Source organism: Brachybacterium equifaecis (assembly GCF_023509525.1).
GTDB classification, from domain to species: Bacteria; Actinomycetota; Actinomycetes; order Actinomycetales; family Dermabacteraceae; genus Brachybacterium; species Brachybacterium equifaecis.
Window position 1 is genome coordinate 723,941 of record NZ_JAKNCJ010000002.1, and the last position, 18,635, is coordinate 742,575.

Below are 18,635 nucleotides of genomic sequence, written 5' to 3' on the forward strand. Positions count from 1 at the left end.
GGAACGAGAGTGCGCCGACTCTGCGTGCGCGACGCGATCAGCCAGGGCCGATGGGCCGGGGCCGATCAGCCCGCAGCGATCAGCCCTTGCGGAACTTCACGCCCTCCTGCACCACCACGCGCTGGATGAACGCGGCGGTGGCGTCGCGGTTCATCGGCGAGTAGGGGCGGAAGGTGCCGTCGGCCCAGCCCTTCGCGATGCCCCGCTCCTTCAGCCAGGCGATCTCCTTCGCGAACGCCGAACCGGCGGGGACGTCGGCGAAGGGCGCGGTCGTCGGCGCCGCCGTGGCGGGCGAGCCCGCGTAGCGGTAGAGGAACGCCGCCATCGCGTTGCGCGCGATGGGCTCGGTCGGCCGGAAGGTGCGATCGGGGTACCCGGTGGTGATCGCGTTCTGGTAGGCCCAGATGACCGCCTCGTAGTGCTGATCGCCCTTGGTGATGTCGGTGAAGGGCTCGGTGCGCGGCAGGGTCACGGCGGGGCTGCCGGCCATGCGGTGCAGGAAGGCCGCCATCGCATCGCGGTTCACCGGGGCCAGCGGGCGGTACGTGTAGTCCGGGTAGCCCTTGGCGATGCCCGCGTTGTACGCCCACAGGACGGCGTCGAAGTGCTCGTCGCCCTCCTTGATGTCCGTGAAGGGGCTGCCGGCGCGCAGGATCTGCACGACGGTCGGCTTCGGGCCGGTGCCCATGTACTCCGGGAAGTACGAGGTCGGCTTCGCGAAGGAGCCGTCCTCACCCGGGTGCTGCACCGAGACGAACGCGGTGCGGTCCTGGTCCCGCACGATCGGACCGCAGGTCTCGGCGTCGACCGGCACCGAGCAGAACTGCTCGACGCGACCGCGCTCGCCGCCCTCGAGGGTGACGCGGAACAGGCCGTCGTTGCGCTCGATGGTGGAGGGCGCGCCGTCGGTGGAGATCCAGAGGTTGCCGACGGAGTCGAAGGCCAGGTTGTCCGGGCAGGAGATCGGCGAGACCTTGTCCTTCGGGAAACCGCCGAAGTAGGTGGACTCGTTGGTCGCGGGATCGCCGCAGACCAGGAGGATGTTCCAGGCGAAGCCCGCGGTGGTCTGGCTGCCCTGCTCGTCGATCTCGATGACGTGGCCGTCGCGGTTCTGGTTGCGGGGGTTCGCCTCGTCGGCCGCGGCGTAGCCGGCCTTGCCGCGGTTGGTGTTGTTCGTGCAGGCCACGTACACCTTGCGGCTCTTCAGCGAGGGCTCGACATCCTCGCAGCGGTCCATCTTCGTCGGCCCGAGCTTGTCGGCGGCCAGGCGCGTGTAGACGAGCACCTGCTCCACGCTCATGCCGGGGACCATGGACTTGCCGTCCAGGATCAGCGGCAGCCACTGCCCGGTGCCGTCGAACTGGCCGTCGGAGGGGCGCTTGCCCGAGCCGTCGATCTCTCCGGCCGAGTCGCCGGTGAACTTCGCGACGTAGAGGTCGCCCTCGGACAGCAGCGTCATGTTGTGGCCGCGGTCGCCCTCGATGTACTTCGCCTTCGAGACGAACTTGTAGAGGTAGTCGAAGCGCTCGTCATCGCCCGAGTAGGCGACGGCGCGGCCGTCCTCGGCGATGATGATGTTCGCGCCCTCGTGCTTGAAGCGGCCCAGGCTCGTGTGCTTCAGCGGGGTGGAATCGGGGTTCCACGGGTCGACCTCGACGATCCAGCCGAAGTGGTTCGCAGCGTGCTCGTACCCGGCGTTGTGGGTGTCGAAGCGGGGGTGGGTGTCCTCCCATCGACGAGCCGTGGCCTTGTCGGCCAGGCCGTAGCGCTTGTCCTCGGCCGAGGTGCCCGGGGAGCGGAAGTAGGAGTGGAAGTTCTCCTCGCCCGAGAGCAGCGTGCCCCAGGGAGTAAGACCGCCGGAGCAGTTGCCGAAGGTGCCGTGCGCGACGAGGCCCTCGGGGCTCTCGACGGTCTTCAGCAGATCCGAGCCGCGCGCCGGGCCGGTGAAGGCGTACTCGGTCTCGGCCAGGAAGCGACGGTTCAGGGGGGCGTCGACGACGTAGGTGTAGGCCGAGTCGCGGTTGCGGCGCTGGAGCTCGACGACGGTGAGGCCGTGGGCCTCCAGGCCGATCTCGATGACCTCCTCGTGGGGGGTGCCCTCGGGGACCATGATGTTCTCGTTCGTGTACTCGTGGTTCACGAACATGACGGCGCGCGTGCCGTCGGACCCCGGGATCTCCTGGATCTCCGTGTAGTCGTTGTTGTAGCCGAACTGGCGGCTCTGAGCCTTGCCCGACTGCGCATTCCAGTCGAAGTCGGGGGCGTCGGACCACAGCTTGTCGCCCCACCGGATGATCGGGTGCCAGCGGAAGCCGGCGGGGACGGTGAACTCGTCGACCGTGTAGTCGACCGGGGCGATGGCCTCGAACTTCAGGGGGCTGCCGGCGGGGGCCGACGGCGCCGCGGGCGCGAAGGCGCTGCCCTCGGCGAGCGCGGGAGCGGCGCCCGTGGTCCCGGCCACCGCGATCGCGAGAGCGCCGGCGGTGGCGCCGCCGAGCAGCGCGCGGCGCGAGAGGGCGGCGCTGGCGATATCGCGGAAGTAGGAGTTGGAGCTGGTGTTGCAGGTGTCGCTCATGCACTGGTTGCCGCACTTGAGCGCACAGGTCACGGCCGAGCGCTTGCCGACGACGTGATCCTTCATGAGGAGGGGGAGGTGGAGAGCCATTGCGGGGCCTTTCGCAGAAGGATCCCGCCCGGCGGCGCAGGGCGATGCGCAGGTGCGGGCGAGAAGGGGCGTGGCTCCACGGTCGCGGCCCGACATGGCATCCGACGGCGCTGCGGGTGGACGGCAGATGTCAGGGGGGCGAGGTGTTCCGCCGAATCGGAACAATCGGACCGCGGTCCGGGTGCGGCGGGGGCGGCGGGGGGCAGCCGTCGGCCCGCCCCCGAAACAGAGTTGGCGCACTCACGTTCCACAGGTGGAACGTGAGTGCGCCAACTCGCTGCAGCGGGGGCTGCGGGGGTGCCGGGCGGCCGGCCAGCAGCGGGGGCTGCGCCCTCCCGCCGCGGCCGGGCTCAGAAGGCGAACAGGTACATGAACACCGTCGTCACCACGAGCATGATGCCCGCGGTGGGGAGCTGGGCCTTGATGGGGCCGTACTTGTCCTTCATCTCCAGCAGCGCCGCGGGGACGATGTTGAAGTTCGCGGCCATCGGCGTGCACAGGGTGCCGCAGAAGCCGGCGAGCATTCCCATCGCGAACACCGCGGCGGGCTCGCCGCCGAAGTTGCCCACCAGGATCGGCCAGCCGATCGCGGCGGTCATGATCGGGAAGGCCGCGAAGGCGTTGCCCATGATGATCGTGAACAGGGCCATGCCCACGCAGTAGGCGACGACCGCCCAGAAGCGGATCTCCTCGGGCACGACCCAGGCGGCGATGTCGCCCACGGCCACGCCCACCCCGGCCTGGGTGAACAGGGTGCCGAGAGTCGAGAGCATCTGCGGCAGCAGGGCCGCCCAGCCGATGGCCTCGAGCAGCCGCGCGCCCTCGCGGAACGGAGTGGCCAGCGACGGCGGGCGCAGCAGCACGAACGCGACGATCAGCGCGACGAGGCCGCCGATGCCGAGGCCGGTGAGGGTGGCGGTGCCGGTGGCGAGCACGGGCTCGCCGCCGATGGTCAGCTTCGGTCCGAGCATCGCGACGATCACGGTGACCAGCGGGACCGTGATCGCGGGGATGAACAGGCGGTTGCGCAGGCGCTCGGCGGAGGCCTCGCGATCGGCGGGGCTGGTGGTCACCTCGGTGCCCTTGCCGAGCTGCCCGGTGCCGGCGATCGCGACGAGCACCAGCACGGCGATGCCGAGCACCCAGGCGGGCGCCGTCTCGGCGATGACGAAGGTGCCGTAGAAGAAGCACAGACCGAGCAGGCCCCAGAAGATCCCCGAGGTCCAGCGCTTGGCGTGGGAGGGGTCGGACAGGATCAGCAGCGCGACGACGAGGAAGAACGCCCCGACGACCCAGTACAGCCATTCAGCGGTGATCACAGCGCACCTCCAGCGCGGGTGGCGGCGGTGGCGGGGACGACCCCGGCCATGGTCTTCAGGGTCCGGTCGAGCATCAGCAGGCGGCTGCCGTGCACGAGCATCGCGACGATGCCGACGGGGATCGCCCACAGCGCGATGTTCAGGGGCTCGAGGCTGAGACCGTAGTTCGTGTCGACGAAGGACGTGATCAGCAGGACCGAGCCGACGGCCACGAAGACGTCCTCGCCGAAGAACAGGCCGACGGTGTCGGACGAGGAGGAGAACGCCTTGATCTTCTCGGCGGTCTTCTCGGGGAGCGCCTGGTTCGGGACGTCGAGGCCGAGGCGGCGCTCCTCGGCGGCCTTCGCCATCGGGTAGACGAGGGGGCGCACGGTCTGCGCGGGCCCGCCGATGGTGGTCAGGCCGATGGCGGCGGTGACCTGGCGGACCACCATGTACAGCGCGAGGATGCGCCCGGTGGTCAGGCCCTTGAGGCCCGAGATCAGTCGCGAGGCCTGGGCCTGGAGCCCGTAGCGCTCGATAAGGCCGATGACCGGCAGGATGATCGCGAAGGTGGTGACGGAGCGGCTGCCGGCGAAGCCGGTGCCGAAGGCGTTGAGGATATCGAGGGGGCCGATGCCGCCGATGAGGGCGGTCACGATGCCCGAGACGGTGACGACGAGCAGCGGGTTGATCCGCAGAGCGAACCCGATGACGACGAGCGCCACGCCGAGGAGGACGAACATGGTCGTTCCCTTCGTGGGGGGTGGGGAGGGATGGCCGTCGCGCGAAGACGCGATTGTTGAACAATAGTGTTCAACACCTCAGCGCGCGACCCCTCCCCCGGATCCCGTCCCCGTCGTGACCGTTCCGTGACCTGGAGGCTCAGCCCCGCACGTGCGCGAGCAGCTCCCTCTCCGCGCGGTCGAGGTAGTCGCGCAGCTCCTCGGCCGCCCGCTGCCGATCCCCCGCGGCCAGCAGCTCCACGAGCGCGGCGTTCGCCACCGCGAAGGAGGCGTGGAACTGGACGCGGTCGGGCATTGTGAAGAACACCAGCCGCGCCTGCGCGAGCACCTGCTCCATCGTCTCGATGAGCATCGCGGCGCCGGTCATCGCGACGATCGCCCGGTGGAGGTCCTCGTTCGCGGCGGCCATCGCGGGGACGTCGGACCGGTCCTTCGCCGCGAGGGCCTCCGCGACGATCCCGCGCATCCGCTCCAGGGCCGACGGGCTCAGCTGCCCCCAGAGCGCGGCGGCGGGCTCGAGCATCCGGCGGGTGCGGTAGAGCTCGGCGATGTCCTCCACGCTCGGCCGCTTCACGAAGACCCCGCGGTACGGCACCCGCCGCACCAGCCCCTCGGCATCGAGGGCGGTGAACGCCTCCCGCAGGGTGTTGCGGGAGACGTCGAGCGCCTCGGCGAGGCTCTGCTCGGCCAGCTTCGCCCCCGGCAGGTGCGTGCCGTCCTCGATCTGGCTGCGCAGGCGGTCGGCGACGCGCGCCGCGGTCTGCGCGGGGTGGCGGCGCGGAAGCCGGCGCCGGGACTCCCGCCGGGGAGGCTCAGGGGTGCTCACCGAATCACCCTATGCGAGCGAGCACCTGCCCTCGGCTGACGGCGGTCCCGGCCTCGAGCGCCTCGCGGCGCACGCTCCCCGCGCGCGGGGAGCGCACCTCGGTCTCCATCTTCATCGCCTCGAGCACCGCGATCACGGCGCCCTCCTCGACGCTCTGGCCGTCTTCGGCGCGCCAGGCGACGAGCGTGCCGTCCATCGGGGCGGCGAGCGCGCCCTCGTCGGCCCCGGCGTCCGGCCCGTCAGCCCCGCCGCTCGCCGCCGAACCGCCCGCGGCCGACGCCCCGAGCGCACCCAGCGCGCCGAGCAGGTCGGCGGGCAGCCCGAGGCGCACCGCGCGGCCGTCGACCTCGATGGTGACCTCGCGCCGGGAGCCGTCCGGAGCGGGGGCGGCGGGGTCGGAGGCGGCGAGGCGCCCGGTGAGCTCGCGCTCGATCCACGTCGTGTCGACGCGGAACGGCGAGTCGGTGAAGTCGGCCTCGCGCACCACCGCGCGGTGGAAGGGCAGCACCGTCGGCAGACCCTCGATCCGCAGCTCCGCGAGGGCGAGGCGCGCGCGGCGCAGAGCCTGGTCGCGGTCGGCGCCGCGCACGATCAGCTTCGCGAACAGGGAGTCGTAATGACCGGGGACCACGGAGCCCGCGACCACGCCGGAATCCACGCGCACGCCCGGCCCCGTGGGCAGCGCCATCGCGGTGACCGGGCCGGGGGTCGGCAGGAAGCCGAGCGCCGGATCCTCCGCGTTCAGGCGGAACTCGATCGCGTGGCCGGTCGGCTGCGGATCCTCGGCGAGCGAGAGGCGCTCGCCCCGGGCGATGCGGAGCTGCTCGGCGACGAGATCGACCCCGTAGACCTCCTCGGTGACGGGGTGCTCGACCTGCAGTCGGGTGTTGACCTCGAGGAAGGAGATGAGGCCGTCGGCCGCGACCATGAACTCGACGGTCCCGGCGCCGGTGTACCCGGCCTCCCTGCAGATCCGGCGCGCGGCCTCGTGGATCTCGGTGCGCTGGGCGTCGGTCAGGAACGGCGCGGGGGCCTCCTCCACCAGCTTCTGGCTGCGGCGCTGCAAGGAGCAGTCGCGGGTGCCGACGACGACCACGTTCCCGTGCTCGTCGGCCACGACCTGCGCCTCGACGTGCCGGGGGCGGTCCAGGAAGCGCTCCACGAAGCACTCGCCGCGGCCGAAGGCGGTGACGGCCTCGCGCACGGCCGACTCGAAGGCCGCCTCGACCTCCTCGACCTCGTGCACGACCTTCATGCCGCGCCCGCCGCCGCCGTGGGCGGCCTTGATGATGATCGGCAGCCCGTGCTCCTCGGCGAAGGCCCGCACCCCTGCCCCGCTGCCGACGGGCCCGTCGGACCCTGGCGCGAGCGGGGCGCCGGCGCGCTGAGCGAGCTCACGGGCACTGACCTTGTTGCCGAGCGCGCTGATCACGGCGGGCTTCGGGCCGATCCAGGTCAGTCCCGCCTCGATCACGGCGGCGGCGAAGTCGGCGTTCTCCGAGAGGAAGCCGTAGCCGGGGTGGACGGCGTCGGCCCCGCTGCGCCGGGCGGTCGCGAGGACCTTCTCGATGTCGAGGTAGGTCTCGGCGGCCGAGGTGCCGCCGAGCGCGTAGGCCTCATCGGCCAGGCGCACGTGGAGGGCGTCGGCGTCGGGGTCGGCGTAGATCGCGACCGAGGCGATCTGCGCATCGGCGCAGGCGCGCACGATGCGCACGGCGATCTCGCCGCGGTTGGCGATGAGGACTTTCTTCACGAGGTCTCCTGGGGCGAGGCGGGGGCGGGGGTGGGGGCGTCGTGCAGGGCGAAGCGCACGGCGGTGCCGGGGGCGAGCTGCGCGAGGCGCGGGAGGTCATCGGGGTGGACGACCGCGATCACGGGATAGCCGCCGGTCACGGGGTGATCGGCGAGGAAGACGACCGGCAGGCCGGAGGGCGGCACCTGGATCGCGCCGGGCGCCATCCCCTCGCTCGCGAGCTCTCCGTCGCGCTCGCGCTGCAGGGGGGCGCCTGCCTCGTCGGCGAGGGCGAGACGCACGCCCACGCGGTCGCTCGCCGGGCCGACGCGCCACTCGCGTGCGCAGAGCTGCTGGGCGCCACCCTCGCCGAACCAGTCGGCGCGCGGACCGGGCAGCATGCGCAGCACAGCGCGCTCGCCTGCGGCGGGCGGGGTGGTCGCGGGGGTCTCCGCGGGGCCGACGGCGCGGTGCGGCTCCGTGCCGACGGGCAGGACGTCGCCGCCTGCCAGGGGCGCTGGGCCGATGCCCGAGAGGGTGTCGGTGGCGCGGCTGCCGAGGACGGGCGGGACGTCGATCCCGCCGCGCACGGCGAGATACGTGCGCAGTCCCGCGGCGGGCGGCGCGAGGCGCAGGGTCTCGCCGGGGTAGAGCGCGAAGGGCGCGCAGTGGGGGGCGGGGCGGTCGGGGCGGCCGGGGCGGTCGGGGGTGAGGTCAGGGCGGTCGGGGCGCTCGTCGGCAGCAGAGGGAGAGATCGTCGCTGACGCCGGCGCTCCGCTCAGGGCGAGCACGAGCGCCTGCTCCCCTGCGCGCACGGCGGTCCCGCCCAGCAGGCTCTCGAGCACGGCCGCGCCCTCGTCGTTGCCCACCAGGCGGTTCGCCTGCCGGGCGGAGGGGGCGTCGGCCGCGCCGGAGGCGGTGACGCCGAGGTCCCCGCGACCGGGGCGGCCGAGATCCTGGACGAGCGTGCGCAGTCCCGGATCGAGGACGTGCAGGGCGGGGGCCAGCGCGGCGGTGGCGGCGGGGGCCAGCGGAGTCGCCGCGTCCGCGTCGCGCTGGGCGCTGCCGGCCCCATCGGCGGGCGGCGCCTGCCCGTCGGCCGACACTGCACCCGCACCCGCACCCACGCGCGCCTGCTCCCGCACCGCGACGAACCGCACCGTGTCCCCGGGCGCGATGAGCGCGGGCTGGGCGCGGTCGGTGCGCCAGAGCGGCGCGTCGGTGCGGCCGATGAGCTGCCAGCCGCCGGGCGAGGCCCCGGGGTAGACGGCCGAGTACTCCCCGGCGAGCGCGACCGACCCCGCGGGCACAGCGGTGCGGGGCGTGCTGCGGCGCGGCACCTGCAGCCGGGCATCGCCGCCGGTCAGATACGTGAAGCCGGGCGCGAACCCGCCGAACGCGGCGGTCCAGGCGGTGCCGGTGTGCGCGTCGATCACGCCCTGGGGGCTGAAGCCGGTGAGGCGGGCGACCTCCTCCAGGTCCTCGCCGTCGTAGACGACCTCGATCTGCACGGCCTGCCCCTCGGCGGAGCGCGCGGCGCCCGGGGTGCGCGCGGCGAGGGCGCCGAGAGCAGCGGCGGCAGCAGCAGGGCTCACGCAGCCCACGAGCACCGTGCGGGCCGCGGCGAGCGCCTCGACCTGGCCGGCGACGGGCCGGGCGGTGAGCTCGGCGTGCCAGGCGATGACGTCCTCGAGCGTCGGCAGCGTGAGGAGCACGGCGAGCGCGCCCATCGGCCGCAGGTCCGGGGCTGCGGCCGTCAGCGCAGTCCCGGCGTCTCCCGCCGCCCCCGTGGGCATCGCGCCGCTCACGTGAAGCTCGCGATCTGCACGCCGGCCGCCTCGAGGCCGGAGCGCACAGCGCGGGAGAGCGCGACGGCGCCGGCGGTGTCCCCGTGCAGGCAGATGCTGCGGGCGTCGGGCCGGATGAGGGTGCCGTCCACCGCCTCGAGCACGCCCTCGGTCGCGAGGCGCACCATGCGCGCGGCGACGATCTGGGGATCATGCAGCACCGCTCCGGGCTCGCGCCGCGAGACCAGGGTGCCGTCGGGGTTATATGCGCGATCGGCGAAGGCCTCGGCGACGCCCTCGGTGCCGGCCTGCTCTGCGAGGCGCAGGGCGAGGGAGCCGGGCAGGAGCAGCAGGGAGAGGCCGCCGCCGAAGGCGCCGACCGCGTCGACCACGGCGCGCGCATGCACCTCGTGGTCGACGATCGTGTTGTAGAGCGCTCCGTGGGGCTTCACGTAGGTGACGCGGGTGCCGGCCGCGCGGGCCATCGCCTCGAGCGCGCCGATCTGGTAGAGCACGTCGTCGGCGAGCTCGGTCGCGGTCGCATCGACGAAGCGGCGCCCGAAGCCGGCGAGATCGCGGTAGGCGACGTGCGCGCCGACGCTCACCCCGCGGCGGGCCGCGCCCTCGGCGGTCGCGCGCATGTGCGAGGGATCCCCCGCGTGGAAGCCGCAGGCGATGTTGGCGCTGGTGACGACGTCCAGGATCGCCTCGTCGTCCCCCATGCTCCAGGCGCCGAAGGACTCGCCGATATCGCTGTTCAGGTCGATCGTGCTCACTTCGGGCCCCTTCGGTCGCAGGGACCCCAGCATGCCGGACCTTCCCAGGTTGTTCAACAATCCGCCACCCATAAGCATTCCTAGGGACATGCTCGTAGACTCGCGCCATGGATCCTCGTCGAGTCCTCATCTTCCGCACCGTCGTGCGCAACGGCACCATCGGCGGCGGCGCCCGCGAGCTCGGCTGGACCCAGCCGGCCGTCTCCCAGCACCTCGCCGCCCTGGAGAAGGAGGTCGGCACGCCCCTGCTGCTGCGCTCCTCCTCGGGCGTGACGCCCACCGAGGCCGGTTCGCGGCTGTTCGTGCACGCCGAGACCATGGCCGCCGCTCTCCACGCGGCCGAGGAGGAGCTCGCCGAGATCACCTCGCTGCGCCGCGGGCGCGTGCGCTTCGCGACGTTCCCCTCCGCGGCGGCGGTGCTGCTCCCGCCGGCCCTCGCCCGCGTGAGCGAGACCGCCCCCGGGGTCGATGTCACCTTCGACGAGCTCGAGCCGCCGAATGCGATCGCCTCCGTGCTCGCGGGCGATCTCGACCTCGCCCTCGTGTTCCGCTACTCCTGCACCGACATCGTCAGCGAGGGGGCGCTGGAATGGCAGCCGCTCATCGAGGACCGCGTGCTCGCCGTCCTCCCCCGCACGCATCCCCGCGCCGAGGATCCGGGTCTCACCCTCGCCGACCTGCGCGAGGAGCCGTGGATCGCGGGCTGCGAGCGCTGCCGGGCGAACCTGCTCTCGAACGCGCAGCGTGCCGGCTTCACCCCGCACGTGCGCCACTCGACCGACGACGCCACCGTCGTGCAGCGCCTCATCCAGCACGGGGCGGGCGTCGCCCTGCTCCCTGAGATCGCGCTCGAGGCCTACCCCTCCTCGCAGGTCGTGGTGCGCGCACTCCCCGATCTCGCGGACCGCACGATCGGGCTGGTCAGCCGGCCCGGGGCTCTCGCCGTTCCCGCCGTCGCGGCCCTGCGCGCCGCCCTCACCGCCGAGGCCGCCGAGCGCTCCGTCTCGGCGCTGCACATCTGAGGAGGACCGCCGTGGACGAGTCCCGCAACCCCGCTCCCCTGGACGGACCGCCCGTGCGCCGCGCGCGGCTCTGGCTGCGCCCTGCGCTGCTGACGATCGGGGGCATCGCCGCCGCGCTCCTGCTGGTGGCTATCGATCAGGTGCTCGCCGGGGTGCTCCTCGCCGCGCTCGCCCTGCTCATGGGCTTCTGGACCTCCCCGCTGCGCCGCGGGCGGCACGTGCCGCTCGCCACCGCGCTCGAGATGCGGTCCGACGAGCGCGCGATCATCCTGTGGGCGCCGGGCGATCCGCTCTCGGCCCGACTGCAGACGGCGATCCGCAGCGGCCGCCCGGACGTGAGCTGGGTGAACGTGCTGCAGGATCCGATGGCGCAGGAGTTCCTGCGCACGAGCGGCGGGCGAGGGGCGCTGCCGCTGGTGATCGTCGGCTCCCATGTTCTGCGCCGCGCGACCGTCGGCCAGCTCCTCGACGCGATGGCCGACGGCGCCGAGCGGGCGGCTGCGCAGAGCGAGAGCGCGTGAGCGCTCCCTCCAGCTCAGCCGATGGAGCCGATCACGACGCTCCACTCGCGCACCTCGCGGCGGGCGATCACGCCCTCGCGACGGAACGGATCCGCCTCCAGCATCTCCTCGACCTCCTCGGCGCTGCCGGACTGCACGAGGATCAGCGCGCCGGCGGGGCCGTCGAGCAGCGGGCCGCTCGCGACGACGTCCCCTGACTCCTGGAGAGCGCCGAGGAAAGCGCGATGCTCGGGGCGGGTGGAATCCATCGCGGCGACGTCGTCGGTGTAGTCGTAGCGGACGGCGAAGAGAGTCATGGCTGCTCCTGGGTCGGTTCGGCGGGGCTGCGAGCAGGATATGACGGGCGTGGGACATTCCTGCGGCGGGAGGCACGCGGGCGAACGGGAGACGGATTCCGTCTCGGATGTCGCCGCGCACCCGTAGGGTCGAAGGGCGGCCGACGGGGCCGCGATACCGGCCGCCGCGGCGGCCCCTGCGAGAGGCAGACCCATGTCGAGCTCCCTGCCGGACTTCACCGCGCCTGATGCCACCGCGCCTGATAGCACCGCGCCGCAGCCCGCCCCCGGCCAGCCCGCACCCCAGCGCCGCCCGCCGCTGCCTCCCGATCCCGGGCCCGAGCACTTCCCGGCGAGCGCACTGGACGACGGCCGCCTCGCCTGGGCTCTCGGACTGCTGGCGCTCGTCGCTCTGCCGCTGGCATCCGCCGCACTGCCGGGGATCGCCATGCTGATCACCGGCCTCGTGCTCAGCCGGCGCAATCGGGTCGCGAAGTCCGTCGGCCTGCGGGCGGCCGCCTTCGGCGCCGTGGGGATCGCCCTGCCTGCGCTCTTCATCCTGACGCTCTTCGTGCTGACGAGCACGGAGCCCGTCAGCTTCGATGAGGAGCCCGTGCAGTCCGCCATCCTGACCGTGGGCGCGATCGTGACCGCCGTGCTCTATCCCCTGGCCGCGATCGTGCTCGCCATCGTAGCGCTGGCACGGCCGGTCACCCCGGCGAAGGCAGCACGGATCCTGCACTCGCGCTGAGGCGCGCTTCGCCGCCTCCATGCCGCCCGCTCTCTGGTGCTGCCGCGAGAGCTGTGCTACGTTCTTCCGTAGATCCGTAATTCGCGGAAGAGGGAGCATTCGTGAACGCACCAGACACATTGGGGCCTGTCGGCGCTCCTGACGCGGGCGCGCGATCCGCGGAGGCGCGGCTCGATCGCCTCGAGGCCCTGCTCGGGGACCTCCTCGACCGTCTGGATGCTCCTGCCGCATCTGCAGCAGGCCCCGGCGGCCCAGCGGAACGCACTGCCGATGCCGCATCCGTCGGCGCCGGCGCCGCCACCCCCGCGACTGCTCTCGCGGGCGACCCGTTCTGGGGCATCACCGCTCTGAAAGAGCAGCTCCCACCGCCGGGCGGCGTGATGTACGCGGGCTCGGTCGACGTCGGCCTCGGGCACGTCGAGTACCAGTGGGGCCGCCCCACCGATCCGCTGCTGCGGGCCGACTGGGCCGAGCGCGCCGACCGCGCCGCCGCCCTCGGGCACCCCCTGCGCCTCAGCATTCTGCAGCTCCTGCTCGAGGGCGAGCAGACCGTCGCACAGCTCGTGGATCGGCTCGACCTCGCCTCCACCGGCGTCGCCTACCACCACCTGAACCTGCTGCAGGGCGCGGAGTGGGCGACCTCTCCGCACCGCGGCAGCTGGACCGTCCCCGCCACCCGCGTGGTGCCCCTGCTCGCCATCATCACCGCCCTCGAGGAAGGCTGAGCATGCCCGAGACCCCCGCCGCCCCGGCGCCTCCCGCAAGCCCCTCCCGCCGCACCCTGCTCGGCGCCGGCATCCCCGCCGTCGCCGCCCTCGGCGTGACCGCCGCGCTCGGCTCCCCCCGCCCCGCCGTCCTCGGCGAGCCGACGGGCGATGCCGACCTCGCCGCGGCCCTCTCCCCCCAGCTCACGAGCCACCGCCGCGTCGCGGTCGCCCTCCTGGGCCCGGGTGCGGAGCCCCGCTTCGCCGGTTTCGGGGCCGACGAGAACCGCGACTTCGAGATCGGCTCCGCGACGAAGACCTTCACCGGGGCCCTGCTGATGGCAGCGGTCGAGGCCGGGGAGGTGGAGCTCGCGACCACGGTCGCGGAGGTCCTCCCCGAGGCCGCGGGCACCGCCGTCGCGGACGTCACCTTCGCAGAGCTCGCGAGCCACACCTCCGGGCTGCCCAGGCTGGGCTCGAGCCTCGGTCTCTCCTCGATCTGGACGACGACCCTGCGGAAAGACCCCTACGCAGGTCAGAGCCCGGACGACGTCATCGCCGACGCCCTGCGCTCCCCCCTCACCGGTCGCGGCACCGTCGCCTACTCGAACCTCGGCGCGGCGCTCGAGGGACAGCTGCTGGCGAAGATCGGCGGCGACCACTGGGACACCCTGCTGTTCGAGCGCATCCTCGATCCCCTCGGGATGACCCGCACCTTCGCCCCCATCACGCCGAACCGGCTCGGGGACGCCGACCCGCGAGGCCACTCCTCCACCGGCCACCGCGCGGCCGCCTGGACGATGAACGGCTACGCCCCGACCGGCGGCATCCGCTCCACTGCCGCCGACATGGCCCGGTATCTGCGGGCAGTGATCGACGGGGCGGCGCCCGTCGGCAGCGGACTCGAGCCGATCGCACGCGAGAACCCGGCGCAGCAGGTCGCTGTGCACTGGTTCCGCACGCAGCTGGCATCCGGCACGGAGATGATCTGGCACAACGGCATGACCGGCGGCTTCGCCTCCTTCATCGGCTTCGCACCCGCCAGCGGGCGCGGGGTCGTCCTGCTGACCGATACCGCCAATACGCTCGACAACCTGGGCGTCAGCATCCTCGACGGGAGCCTTGCCGCATGAGCCCTGCGATCGCCCTTCTCTCCCTCGCCGTGCCGCTCGTGCTCGCGGTCATGGTCATCTGGAGCACCGCCGTGCTCATCGGGAGCTGGCTGCACCCCCTGCGGATGCTCACCCTCACCCTCGGCACCGGGTTCTGGCTGCTGCTGCTCTCCCTGATGCTGCCGCTCACGGGGATCCTCGGCCTGCTGTGGTGGGCGCTGCTCGTGTTCGCCCTGGTGGGCACCCTCGCCGCGTGGGTGCGAGCGGCCCGCATGGATCCGCCCCGCCTGCCCCGGCAGGTCGATCCGGATCGTCGGCCGACGTTCCTCGAGAAGCGCCGGGTGCGCCTCGCGACGCGTCCGAGCAGGTTCGAGCTCGTCAGCGAGATCGTGCTGTTCCTCGCGCTCGTCGGCGCGATGCTGTGGGCGGGGTGATCCGGCCGGCGTGCGCCGGCTGAGGCCCGTCGGCCATGCCAGCGCGGCGGCGCGGCGCCCCCGCGCTCAGCGCAGCGGCAGCCACTCCAGCACGCGCTGGATCTCCTCGTCCCAGAACTCCCAGGTGTGCGCCCCGGGCCGCAGCACGGTCTCGACGGCATGGCCCTGCCGCGCGGCGACCTCGAGGAAGCGCTCATTGCCCTCGATCAGATAGTCCTCGGTGCCGCACGCGACGAACAGCGCCGGGGTCGAGGCGGGATCCGCTGCGGCGATGAGGCCGAGGAGATCGTCGGGCCCTCCCGCCGCGAGATGCGCTCCGGGGCCGGCGTCGCTCCCGCGCACATCCCAGATGCGGGCGGCGAGGTGCCCGCCGTGCTCCGAGAGGTCCAGCGCCCCGAGATCCAGCACACCGGAGAGGCTAGCGGCGGCGGCGAAGCGATCCGGGCGGTTCAGGGCCAGCTTCATCGCGCCGAAGCCGCCCATCGAGAGCCCCGCGACGAAGGTGTCCTCGCGGGCGGTCGAGATGCGGAAGGTTCGCGCGAGCAGCTGCGGAAGCTCGTCGGCGATGTACGTCCAGTAGTCCTCGCCGAGCGCCTCGTCGGCGTAGAACGAGCGGCGCACCTCGGGCATCACGACCGCGATGCCCTTCGTGCTCGCGTAGCGCTCGATCGCGGTGCGGCGCTCCCAGATGGTGCAGTCGTCGGACAGCCCATGCAGGAGGTAGAGCACGGGCACGCCGACGTCGGCCGCCGGGGCGCCGTAGGCGCCGTAGGCGCCGGCCATGCCGATCCCGGCGGCGGCCTGCGGCATCAGCACCACCATCGAGGTGTTCATGCGGAGGGATTCGGCGTAGTGGTCGACGCGCATGCGGATCATGGGGCCATCGTAGGAGCCGCTCGGGCCCGGCTCCTACGATGTGGGGATGAACGAGAGCACCGAGTCCCCGCGCCCCGTCGGCCCCGACTGGCTGCCGACCGCTATCGCGTACCAGATCTACCCGCTGGGGTTCTGCGGCGCCCCGGCGGTGCGGCCGAGCGGCGAGGCGGAGGTCGTGCACCGCCTGCCGCGGATCACGGGATGGCTGGACCACATCGTCTCCCTCGGGGCGAACGTGCTGATCCTGAACCCGCTGTTCGACTCCGTCTCCCACGGTTACGACACCCTCGACCATCTGCGCATCGACCCGCGCCTCGGCGATGAGGCCGACATGGACGCCCTCATCGCTGCCTGCCGCGAGCGCGGGATCCGCATGGTGCTCGACGGCGTCTTCAACCACGTCTCCGAGCAGCACCCCATCGTGCGCGCGGCCCTCGCGGACGGGCCCGGCACCCCCGAGGGCGAGAAGATCCGCTGGTCCGGGGAGCATCCCTACGGCTTCGAGGGCAACAGCGACCTGGTCGAGCTGAACCTCCGCGACACCGCCGTGCAGGAGCTGATCGCAGGGGCGATGCTGCACTGGCTGGAGCGCGGGATCGACGGCTGGCGGCTCGATGCGATGTATGCGGCGAGCCCCGAGGGCTGGGCACCGATCATCGCCCGCGTGCTCGAGCAGCGCCCGGACGCCTGGATCCTCGGCGAAGTCATCCACGGCGACTACGCGGCGTTCGCGCAGGTCAGCGGCGCGCAGTCGATCACCCAGTACGAGCTGTGGAAGGCGATCTGGTCGTCGCTGCGCGAGACGAACCTGTGGGAGCTCGCGCACGCGCTCGGCCGCCACCAGGAGTTCCGGGATGGCGGCGGGCTCACGCCGCTGACGTTCCTCTCCAACCACGACACCACCCGCATCGCCTCGCAGATCCCCGACGGCCGCGACCTCGCCGTCGCCTATGCGCTGCTGGCTCTGCTGCCCGGCGTCCCCGCGGTCTATGCGGGCGACGAGTTCGGCGCGGCCGCGATCAAGGAGGAGCGCGCCGGCGGGGATGACGCCGTGCGGCCGGTCTTCCCGGACGACCCCGCCGCCGTGCTCGGCGCGCCCCAGGGCACCCCTGCCGACGTCGACCCCGAGCGCGCGCAGGACGAGACGACCTTCCCCCCGCTCACGCTGCTGAAGCCGGAGGCGGCCCCGCGGATCCTCGAGGTGCACCGCCGGCTCCTCGGGCTGCGCCGACGCTTCCCGTGGCTCGCGAGCGCGCAGGTCGCCGTCCGCCAGGACGTGCTCGCGAACGAGTACGCCGAGATCGAGCTGACCGGCACCGAGGACGATGAGCGCCTCGTCCTCGCGCTGAACCTGACTGATGATCCCCGCCCCGCTCCGAGCGAGGTCCTCGACGCCGTCAGCGGCGCCGACATGCTCGACGGCACCGGCCCGGCGGAGGCCGGAATGGTGCCCGCGCATGGGGCTGCGGTAGTGCGGTGAGGGGTGGCAGCGGGGCCGAAGTTGATAAGATCAATTAGGCAGCCCGCGGGCTGATCAACTTCGGAGAACGGACCGGTCATGCCCCGTGGACGCCCATCGCGCGCAGCGATCCACCGCCAGCTCGAGTCCTTGATGTCTGATCTCCGGGAGCGGCACGGCGGGCTGCCCGCCCCCAAGGAAGCCGAGTACATCTGGTCGGACATCTGGCACCTGGAAACCCACCACTCCACCGCTCTCGAGGGCAACACCCTCGTGCTCCGCGAGGTCCGCGAGCTCTTGGACCACGGCAGGGCCGTCGGAGCCAAGCCCCTTCGCGAGTACGTGGAGGTCAGGGGCTATGCCGACGCCGCGGAGTGGGTCTATGCGCACGCACTGCAGCCGGGGGACTGGACCACGGGCGACCTGATCTCGCTCACAGAGATCCGGGAGATCCACTACCGGATGATGACCCCCGTCTGGCAGGTCGATCCCCACCCCGAGGCCACCGGCGCAGAGTCCCCCGGCTCATTCCGTCAGCACGATATCCACGCGTTCAGCGGCGGGATGACACCGCCCACTTGGCCCCTCGTGCCCTCCGAGCTCGCCACCTGGATCTCGGAGGCCAACACTCTCGCCCTGCCCTCTCAGGAGCCGGTCGCCGAGAGGATGGCCAGGATTCACAACGCCTTCGAACGGGTTCACCCGTTCATCGACGGGAACGGCCGCACGGGCAGACTCGCACTGAACCTGATGCTCGTGCGCCTCGGCTATCCGCCGGTGGTGATCCTGAAGAAGGATCGAAGCCGTTACCTCCAGGCGATGCAGGCTGCAGATCGCGGTGAGCACGGCGCCCTGGGGGAGATCATTGCGCGCGCCATGATCGAGAACCTCCACCGGTTCATCCTTCCCAACGTCGCGGGCCCGGCACGACTCGTGCCGATCGCTGCGCTCTCCGATGGCACGATCTCCATCGCAGCGCTTCGCCAGGCCGCTCAGCGCGGGAGGCTCGATGCTGAGAAGCGGGCCGACGGAAACTGGCACAGCACCCGCCACGCTGTCGAAAGGTACAAGCGCTCACGCGGCTCGCACAGACCCGGTGCCGAGACGGACCCCGAAGTTGATCAGATCAATTAGCCCCGCGAAGGCCTTATCAACTTCCCAGGTTCGCGCGCGGCATCCCCCAGCGCCCGGGCCTACCCTGGCCTCATGACCACGACGCAGCTCTCCGACCTGACCCGTCTCCTCCCTTCCCCTGCGGAGGACGTTCGCACCGCGCCGATCGTCGCCGCCGGACTGCTGGGCGGCTACTCGGCGGCGCGCTTCACCGGGAACCGTCCGCTCGGCGGGGTCGTCCTCGGCCTCGCGGGCGCGCTGGCGGCGCGCACCTGGGTGGCCCGCCGCGGCCCGGGCACCGCGGCTGCGCTGGGGGCGGTCTACATCCTCGGCTTCGGGCTCTCGCACCCGCTCGCGAAGAGGATCGGCGCCTGGCCGTCGGTGCTCACCGTGACGGCGGCGAGCGCTGCCGCGGCGCACGTGCTGAGCGACGGGGCTGCCGAGCGCTGAGCGGTCCCGGTCGCCACAATTCCGTGACCCCGCCGCAGCCGCCTCACTAAGCTGGGCACTCCCCCACCACCCCCAGCGAGGTGCCCCT

The 18,635-nt window shown here is 72.7% G+C and carries 18 protein-coding genes and 1 pseudogene; 9 read left to right on the plus strand and 10 right to left on the minus strand.

What is annotated here, in order from left to right:
- Window positions 1-79: 79 nt before the first annotated feature.
- The 8 genes and pseudogenes from Bequi_RS14430 to Bequi_RS07745 all read right to left on the minus strand — a co-directional run bounded on the left by Bequi_RS14430 (window position 80) and on the right by Bequi_RS07745 (window position 9,830).
- Window positions 80-661, minus strand: a complete 582-nt coding sequence (locus tag Bequi_RS14430) for an S-layer homology domain-containing protein (RefSeq protein WP_430623102.1) — start codon at window positions 659-661, stop codon at window positions 80-82.
- Window positions 647-2,665, minus strand: a pseudogene (locus tag Bequi_RS07715) (PhoX family protein); the annotation flags it as partial. The pseudogene Bequi_RS07715 and the gene Bequi_RS14430, both read right to left, overlap by 15 nt.
- Before the next feature lie 350 nt (window positions 2,666-3,015).
- Window positions 3,016-3,984: a DUF979 domain-containing protein gene (locus tag Bequi_RS07720; RefSeq protein WP_249737358.1), complete on the minus strand. Its 969-nt coding sequence runs from the start codon at window positions 3,982-3,984 to the stop codon at window positions 3,016-3,018.
- Window positions 3,981-4,709 carry a DUF969 domain-containing protein gene (locus tag Bequi_RS07725; protein WP_249737359.1) on the minus strand — a complete coding sequence of 243 codons (729 nt, stop codon included), beginning with the start codon at window positions 4,707-4,709 and terminating at the stop codon, window positions 3,981-3,983. Before Bequi_RS07725 ends, Bequi_RS07720 begins: the two co-directional genes overlap by 4 nt.
- A 139-nt stretch (window positions 4,710-4,848) precedes the next feature.
- The gene (locus Bequi_RS07730; protein WP_249737360.1) at window positions 4,849-5,535 is read right to left on the minus strand and encodes a GntR family transcriptional regulator; all 687 of its coding nucleotides are present in this window, start codon (window positions 5,533-5,535) and stop codon (window positions 4,849-4,851) included.
- A 4-nt stretch (window positions 5,536-5,539) separates the two neighbouring features.
- Entirely contained in the window at window positions 5,540-7,288 is a 1,749-nt protein-coding gene (locus Bequi_RS07735) for an acetyl/propionyl/methylcrotonyl-CoA carboxylase subunit alpha (protein WP_249737361.1), read from the minus strand.
- On the minus strand, window positions 7,285-9,075 hold the full coding sequence (locus Bequi_RS07740) for a 5-oxoprolinase subunit B/C family protein (protein WP_249737362.1): 1,791 nt from the start codon (window positions 9,073-9,075) through the stop codon (window positions 7,285-7,287). The genes Bequi_RS07735 and Bequi_RS07740 overlap by 4 nt, the downstream gene beginning before the upstream one ends.
- Entirely contained in the window at window positions 9,072-9,830 is a 759-nt protein-coding gene (locus tag Bequi_RS07745; RefSeq protein ID WP_249737363.1) for a LamB/YcsF family protein, read from the minus strand. Before Bequi_RS07745 ends, Bequi_RS07740 begins: the two co-directional genes overlap by 4 nt.
- A 107-nt stretch (window positions 9,831-9,937) precedes the next feature.
- Between Bequi_RS07745 and Bequi_RS07750 the strand changes: the two genes are divergently transcribed.
- Together Bequi_RS07750 and Bequi_RS07755 are read left to right on the plus strand one after the other, a co-directional pair.
- Complete coding sequence (locus Bequi_RS07750; RefSeq protein WP_249737364.1) at window positions 9,938-10,852, plus strand: LysR family transcriptional regulator; 915 nt, start codon at window positions 9,938-9,940, stop codon at window positions 10,850-10,852.
- Between the two features lie 11 nt (window positions 10,853-10,863).
- A complete protein-coding gene (locus Bequi_RS07755) occupies window positions 10,864-11,373 on the plus strand; it encodes a DUF2254 domain-containing protein (RefSeq protein ID WP_249737365.1) in 510 nt (169 codons plus the stop codon).
- Window positions 11,374-11,387: 14 nt separating this feature from the next.
- Here the strand turns inward: Bequi_RS07755 and Bequi_RS07760 are convergent, their stop codons facing one another.
- Complete coding sequence (locus Bequi_RS07760; RefSeq protein ID WP_249737366.1) at window positions 11,388-11,669, minus strand: YciI family protein; 282 nt, start codon at window positions 11,667-11,669, stop codon at window positions 11,388-11,390.
- Between the two features lie 193 nt (window positions 11,670-11,862).
- Here Bequi_RS07760 and Bequi_RS07765 point away from each other — a divergent pair, with 193 nt between their 5' ends.
- The 4 genes from Bequi_RS07765 to Bequi_RS07780 all read left to right on the plus strand — a co-directional run bounded on the left by Bequi_RS07765 (window position 11,863) and on the right by Bequi_RS07780 (window position 14,649).
- Window positions 11,863-12,399, plus strand: coding sequence for a hypothetical protein (locus tag Bequi_RS07765; RefSeq protein ID WP_249737367.1), 537 nt, complete (start codon window positions 11,863-11,865; stop codon window positions 12,397-12,399).
- A 101-nt stretch (window positions 12,400-12,500) separates the two neighbouring features.
- Window positions 12,501-13,124, plus strand: coding sequence for a helix-turn-helix domain-containing protein (locus Bequi_RS07770; RefSeq protein WP_249737368.1), 624 nt, complete (start codon window positions 12,501-12,503; stop codon window positions 13,122-13,124).
- Between the two features lie 2 nt (window positions 13,125-13,126).
- Complete coding sequence (locus Bequi_RS07775) at window positions 13,127-14,236, plus strand: serine hydrolase domain-containing protein (RefSeq protein WP_249737369.1); 1,110 nt, start codon at window positions 13,127-13,129, stop codon at window positions 14,234-14,236.
- Complete coding sequence (locus Bequi_RS07780) at window positions 14,233-14,649, plus strand: hypothetical protein (protein ID WP_249737370.1); 417 nt, start codon at window positions 14,233-14,235, stop codon at window positions 14,647-14,649. The genes Bequi_RS07775 and Bequi_RS07780 overlap by 4 nt, the downstream gene beginning before the upstream one ends.
- A 66-nt stretch (window positions 14,650-14,715) precedes the next feature.
- Here Bequi_RS07780 and Bequi_RS07785 read toward each other — a convergent pair whose 3' ends face one another.
- On the minus strand, window positions 14,716-15,525 hold the full coding sequence (locus Bequi_RS07785; protein ID WP_249737371.1) for an alpha/beta hydrolase: 810 nt from the start codon (window positions 15,523-15,525) through the stop codon (window positions 14,716-14,718).
- Between the two features lie 46 nt (window positions 15,526-15,571).
- Between Bequi_RS07785 and Bequi_RS07790 the strand changes: the two genes are divergently transcribed.
- The 3 genes from Bequi_RS07790 (at window position 15,572) to Bequi_RS07800 (ending at window position 18,547) form a co-directional block, all read left to right on the plus strand.
- On the plus strand, window positions 15,572-17,005 hold the full coding sequence (locus Bequi_RS07790) for an alpha-amylase family glycosyl hydrolase (RefSeq protein ID WP_249737372.1): 1,434 nt from the start codon (window positions 15,572-15,574) through the stop codon (window positions 17,003-17,005).
- Between the two features lie 132 nt (window positions 17,006-17,137).
- Complete coding sequence (locus tag Bequi_RS07795; RefSeq protein ID WP_249737373.1) at window positions 17,138-18,118, plus strand: Fic family protein; 981 nt, start codon at window positions 17,138-17,140, stop codon at window positions 18,116-18,118.
- A gap of 72 nt (window positions 18,119-18,190) precedes the next feature.
- Window positions 18,191-18,547 carry a hypothetical protein gene (locus Bequi_RS07800; protein ID WP_249737374.1) on the plus strand — a complete coding sequence of 119 codons (357 nt, stop codon included), beginning with the start codon at window positions 18,191-18,193 and terminating at the stop codon, window positions 18,545-18,547.
- The last annotated feature ends 88 nt before the right edge of the window (window positions 18,548-18,635 follow it).

Excerpts from the sequence above, each read along its gene's own strand:
- Bequi_RS07725 (WP_249737359.1), bottom strand. The coding sequence starts at position 4,709 with ATGTTCGTCCTCCTCGGCGTGGCGCTCGTCGTCATCGGGTTCGCTCTG.
- Bequi_RS07750 (WP_249737364.1), top strand. The coding sequence starts at position 9,938 with ATGGATCCTCGTCGAGTCCTCATCTTCCGCACCGTCGTGCGCAACGGC.
- Bequi_RS07760 (WP_249737366.1), bottom strand. The coding sequence starts at position 11,669 with ATGACTCTCTTCGCCGTCCGCTACGACTACACCGACGACGTCGCCGCG.
- Bequi_RS07765 (WP_249737367.1), top strand. The coding sequence starts at position 11,863 with ATGTCGAGCTCCCTGCCGGACTTCACCGCGCCTGATGCCACCGCGCCT.
- Bequi_RS07775 (WP_249737369.1), top strand. The coding sequence starts at position 13,127 with ATGCCCGAGACCCCCGCCGCCCCGGCGCCTCCCGCAAGCCCCTCCCGC.
- Bequi_RS07780 (WP_249737370.1), top strand. The coding sequence starts at position 14,233 with ATGAGCCCTGCGATCGCCCTTCTCTCCCTCGCCGTGCCGCTCGTGCTC.
- Bequi_RS07785 (WP_249737371.1), bottom strand. The coding sequence starts at position 15,525 with ATGATCCGCATGCGCGTCGACCACTACGCCGAATCCCTCCGCATGAAC.
- Bequi_RS07790 (WP_249737372.1), top strand. The coding sequence starts at position 15,572 with ATGAACGAGAGCACCGAGTCCCCGCGCCCCGTCGGCCCCGACTGGCTG.
- Bequi_RS07795 (WP_249737373.1), top strand. The coding sequence starts at position 17,138 with ATGTCTGATCTCCGGGAGCGGCACGGCGGGCTGCCCGCCCCCAAGGAA.
- Bequi_RS07800 (WP_249737374.1), top strand. The coding sequence starts at position 18,191 with ATGACCACGACGCAGCTCTCCGACCTGACCCGTCTCCTCCCTTCCCCT.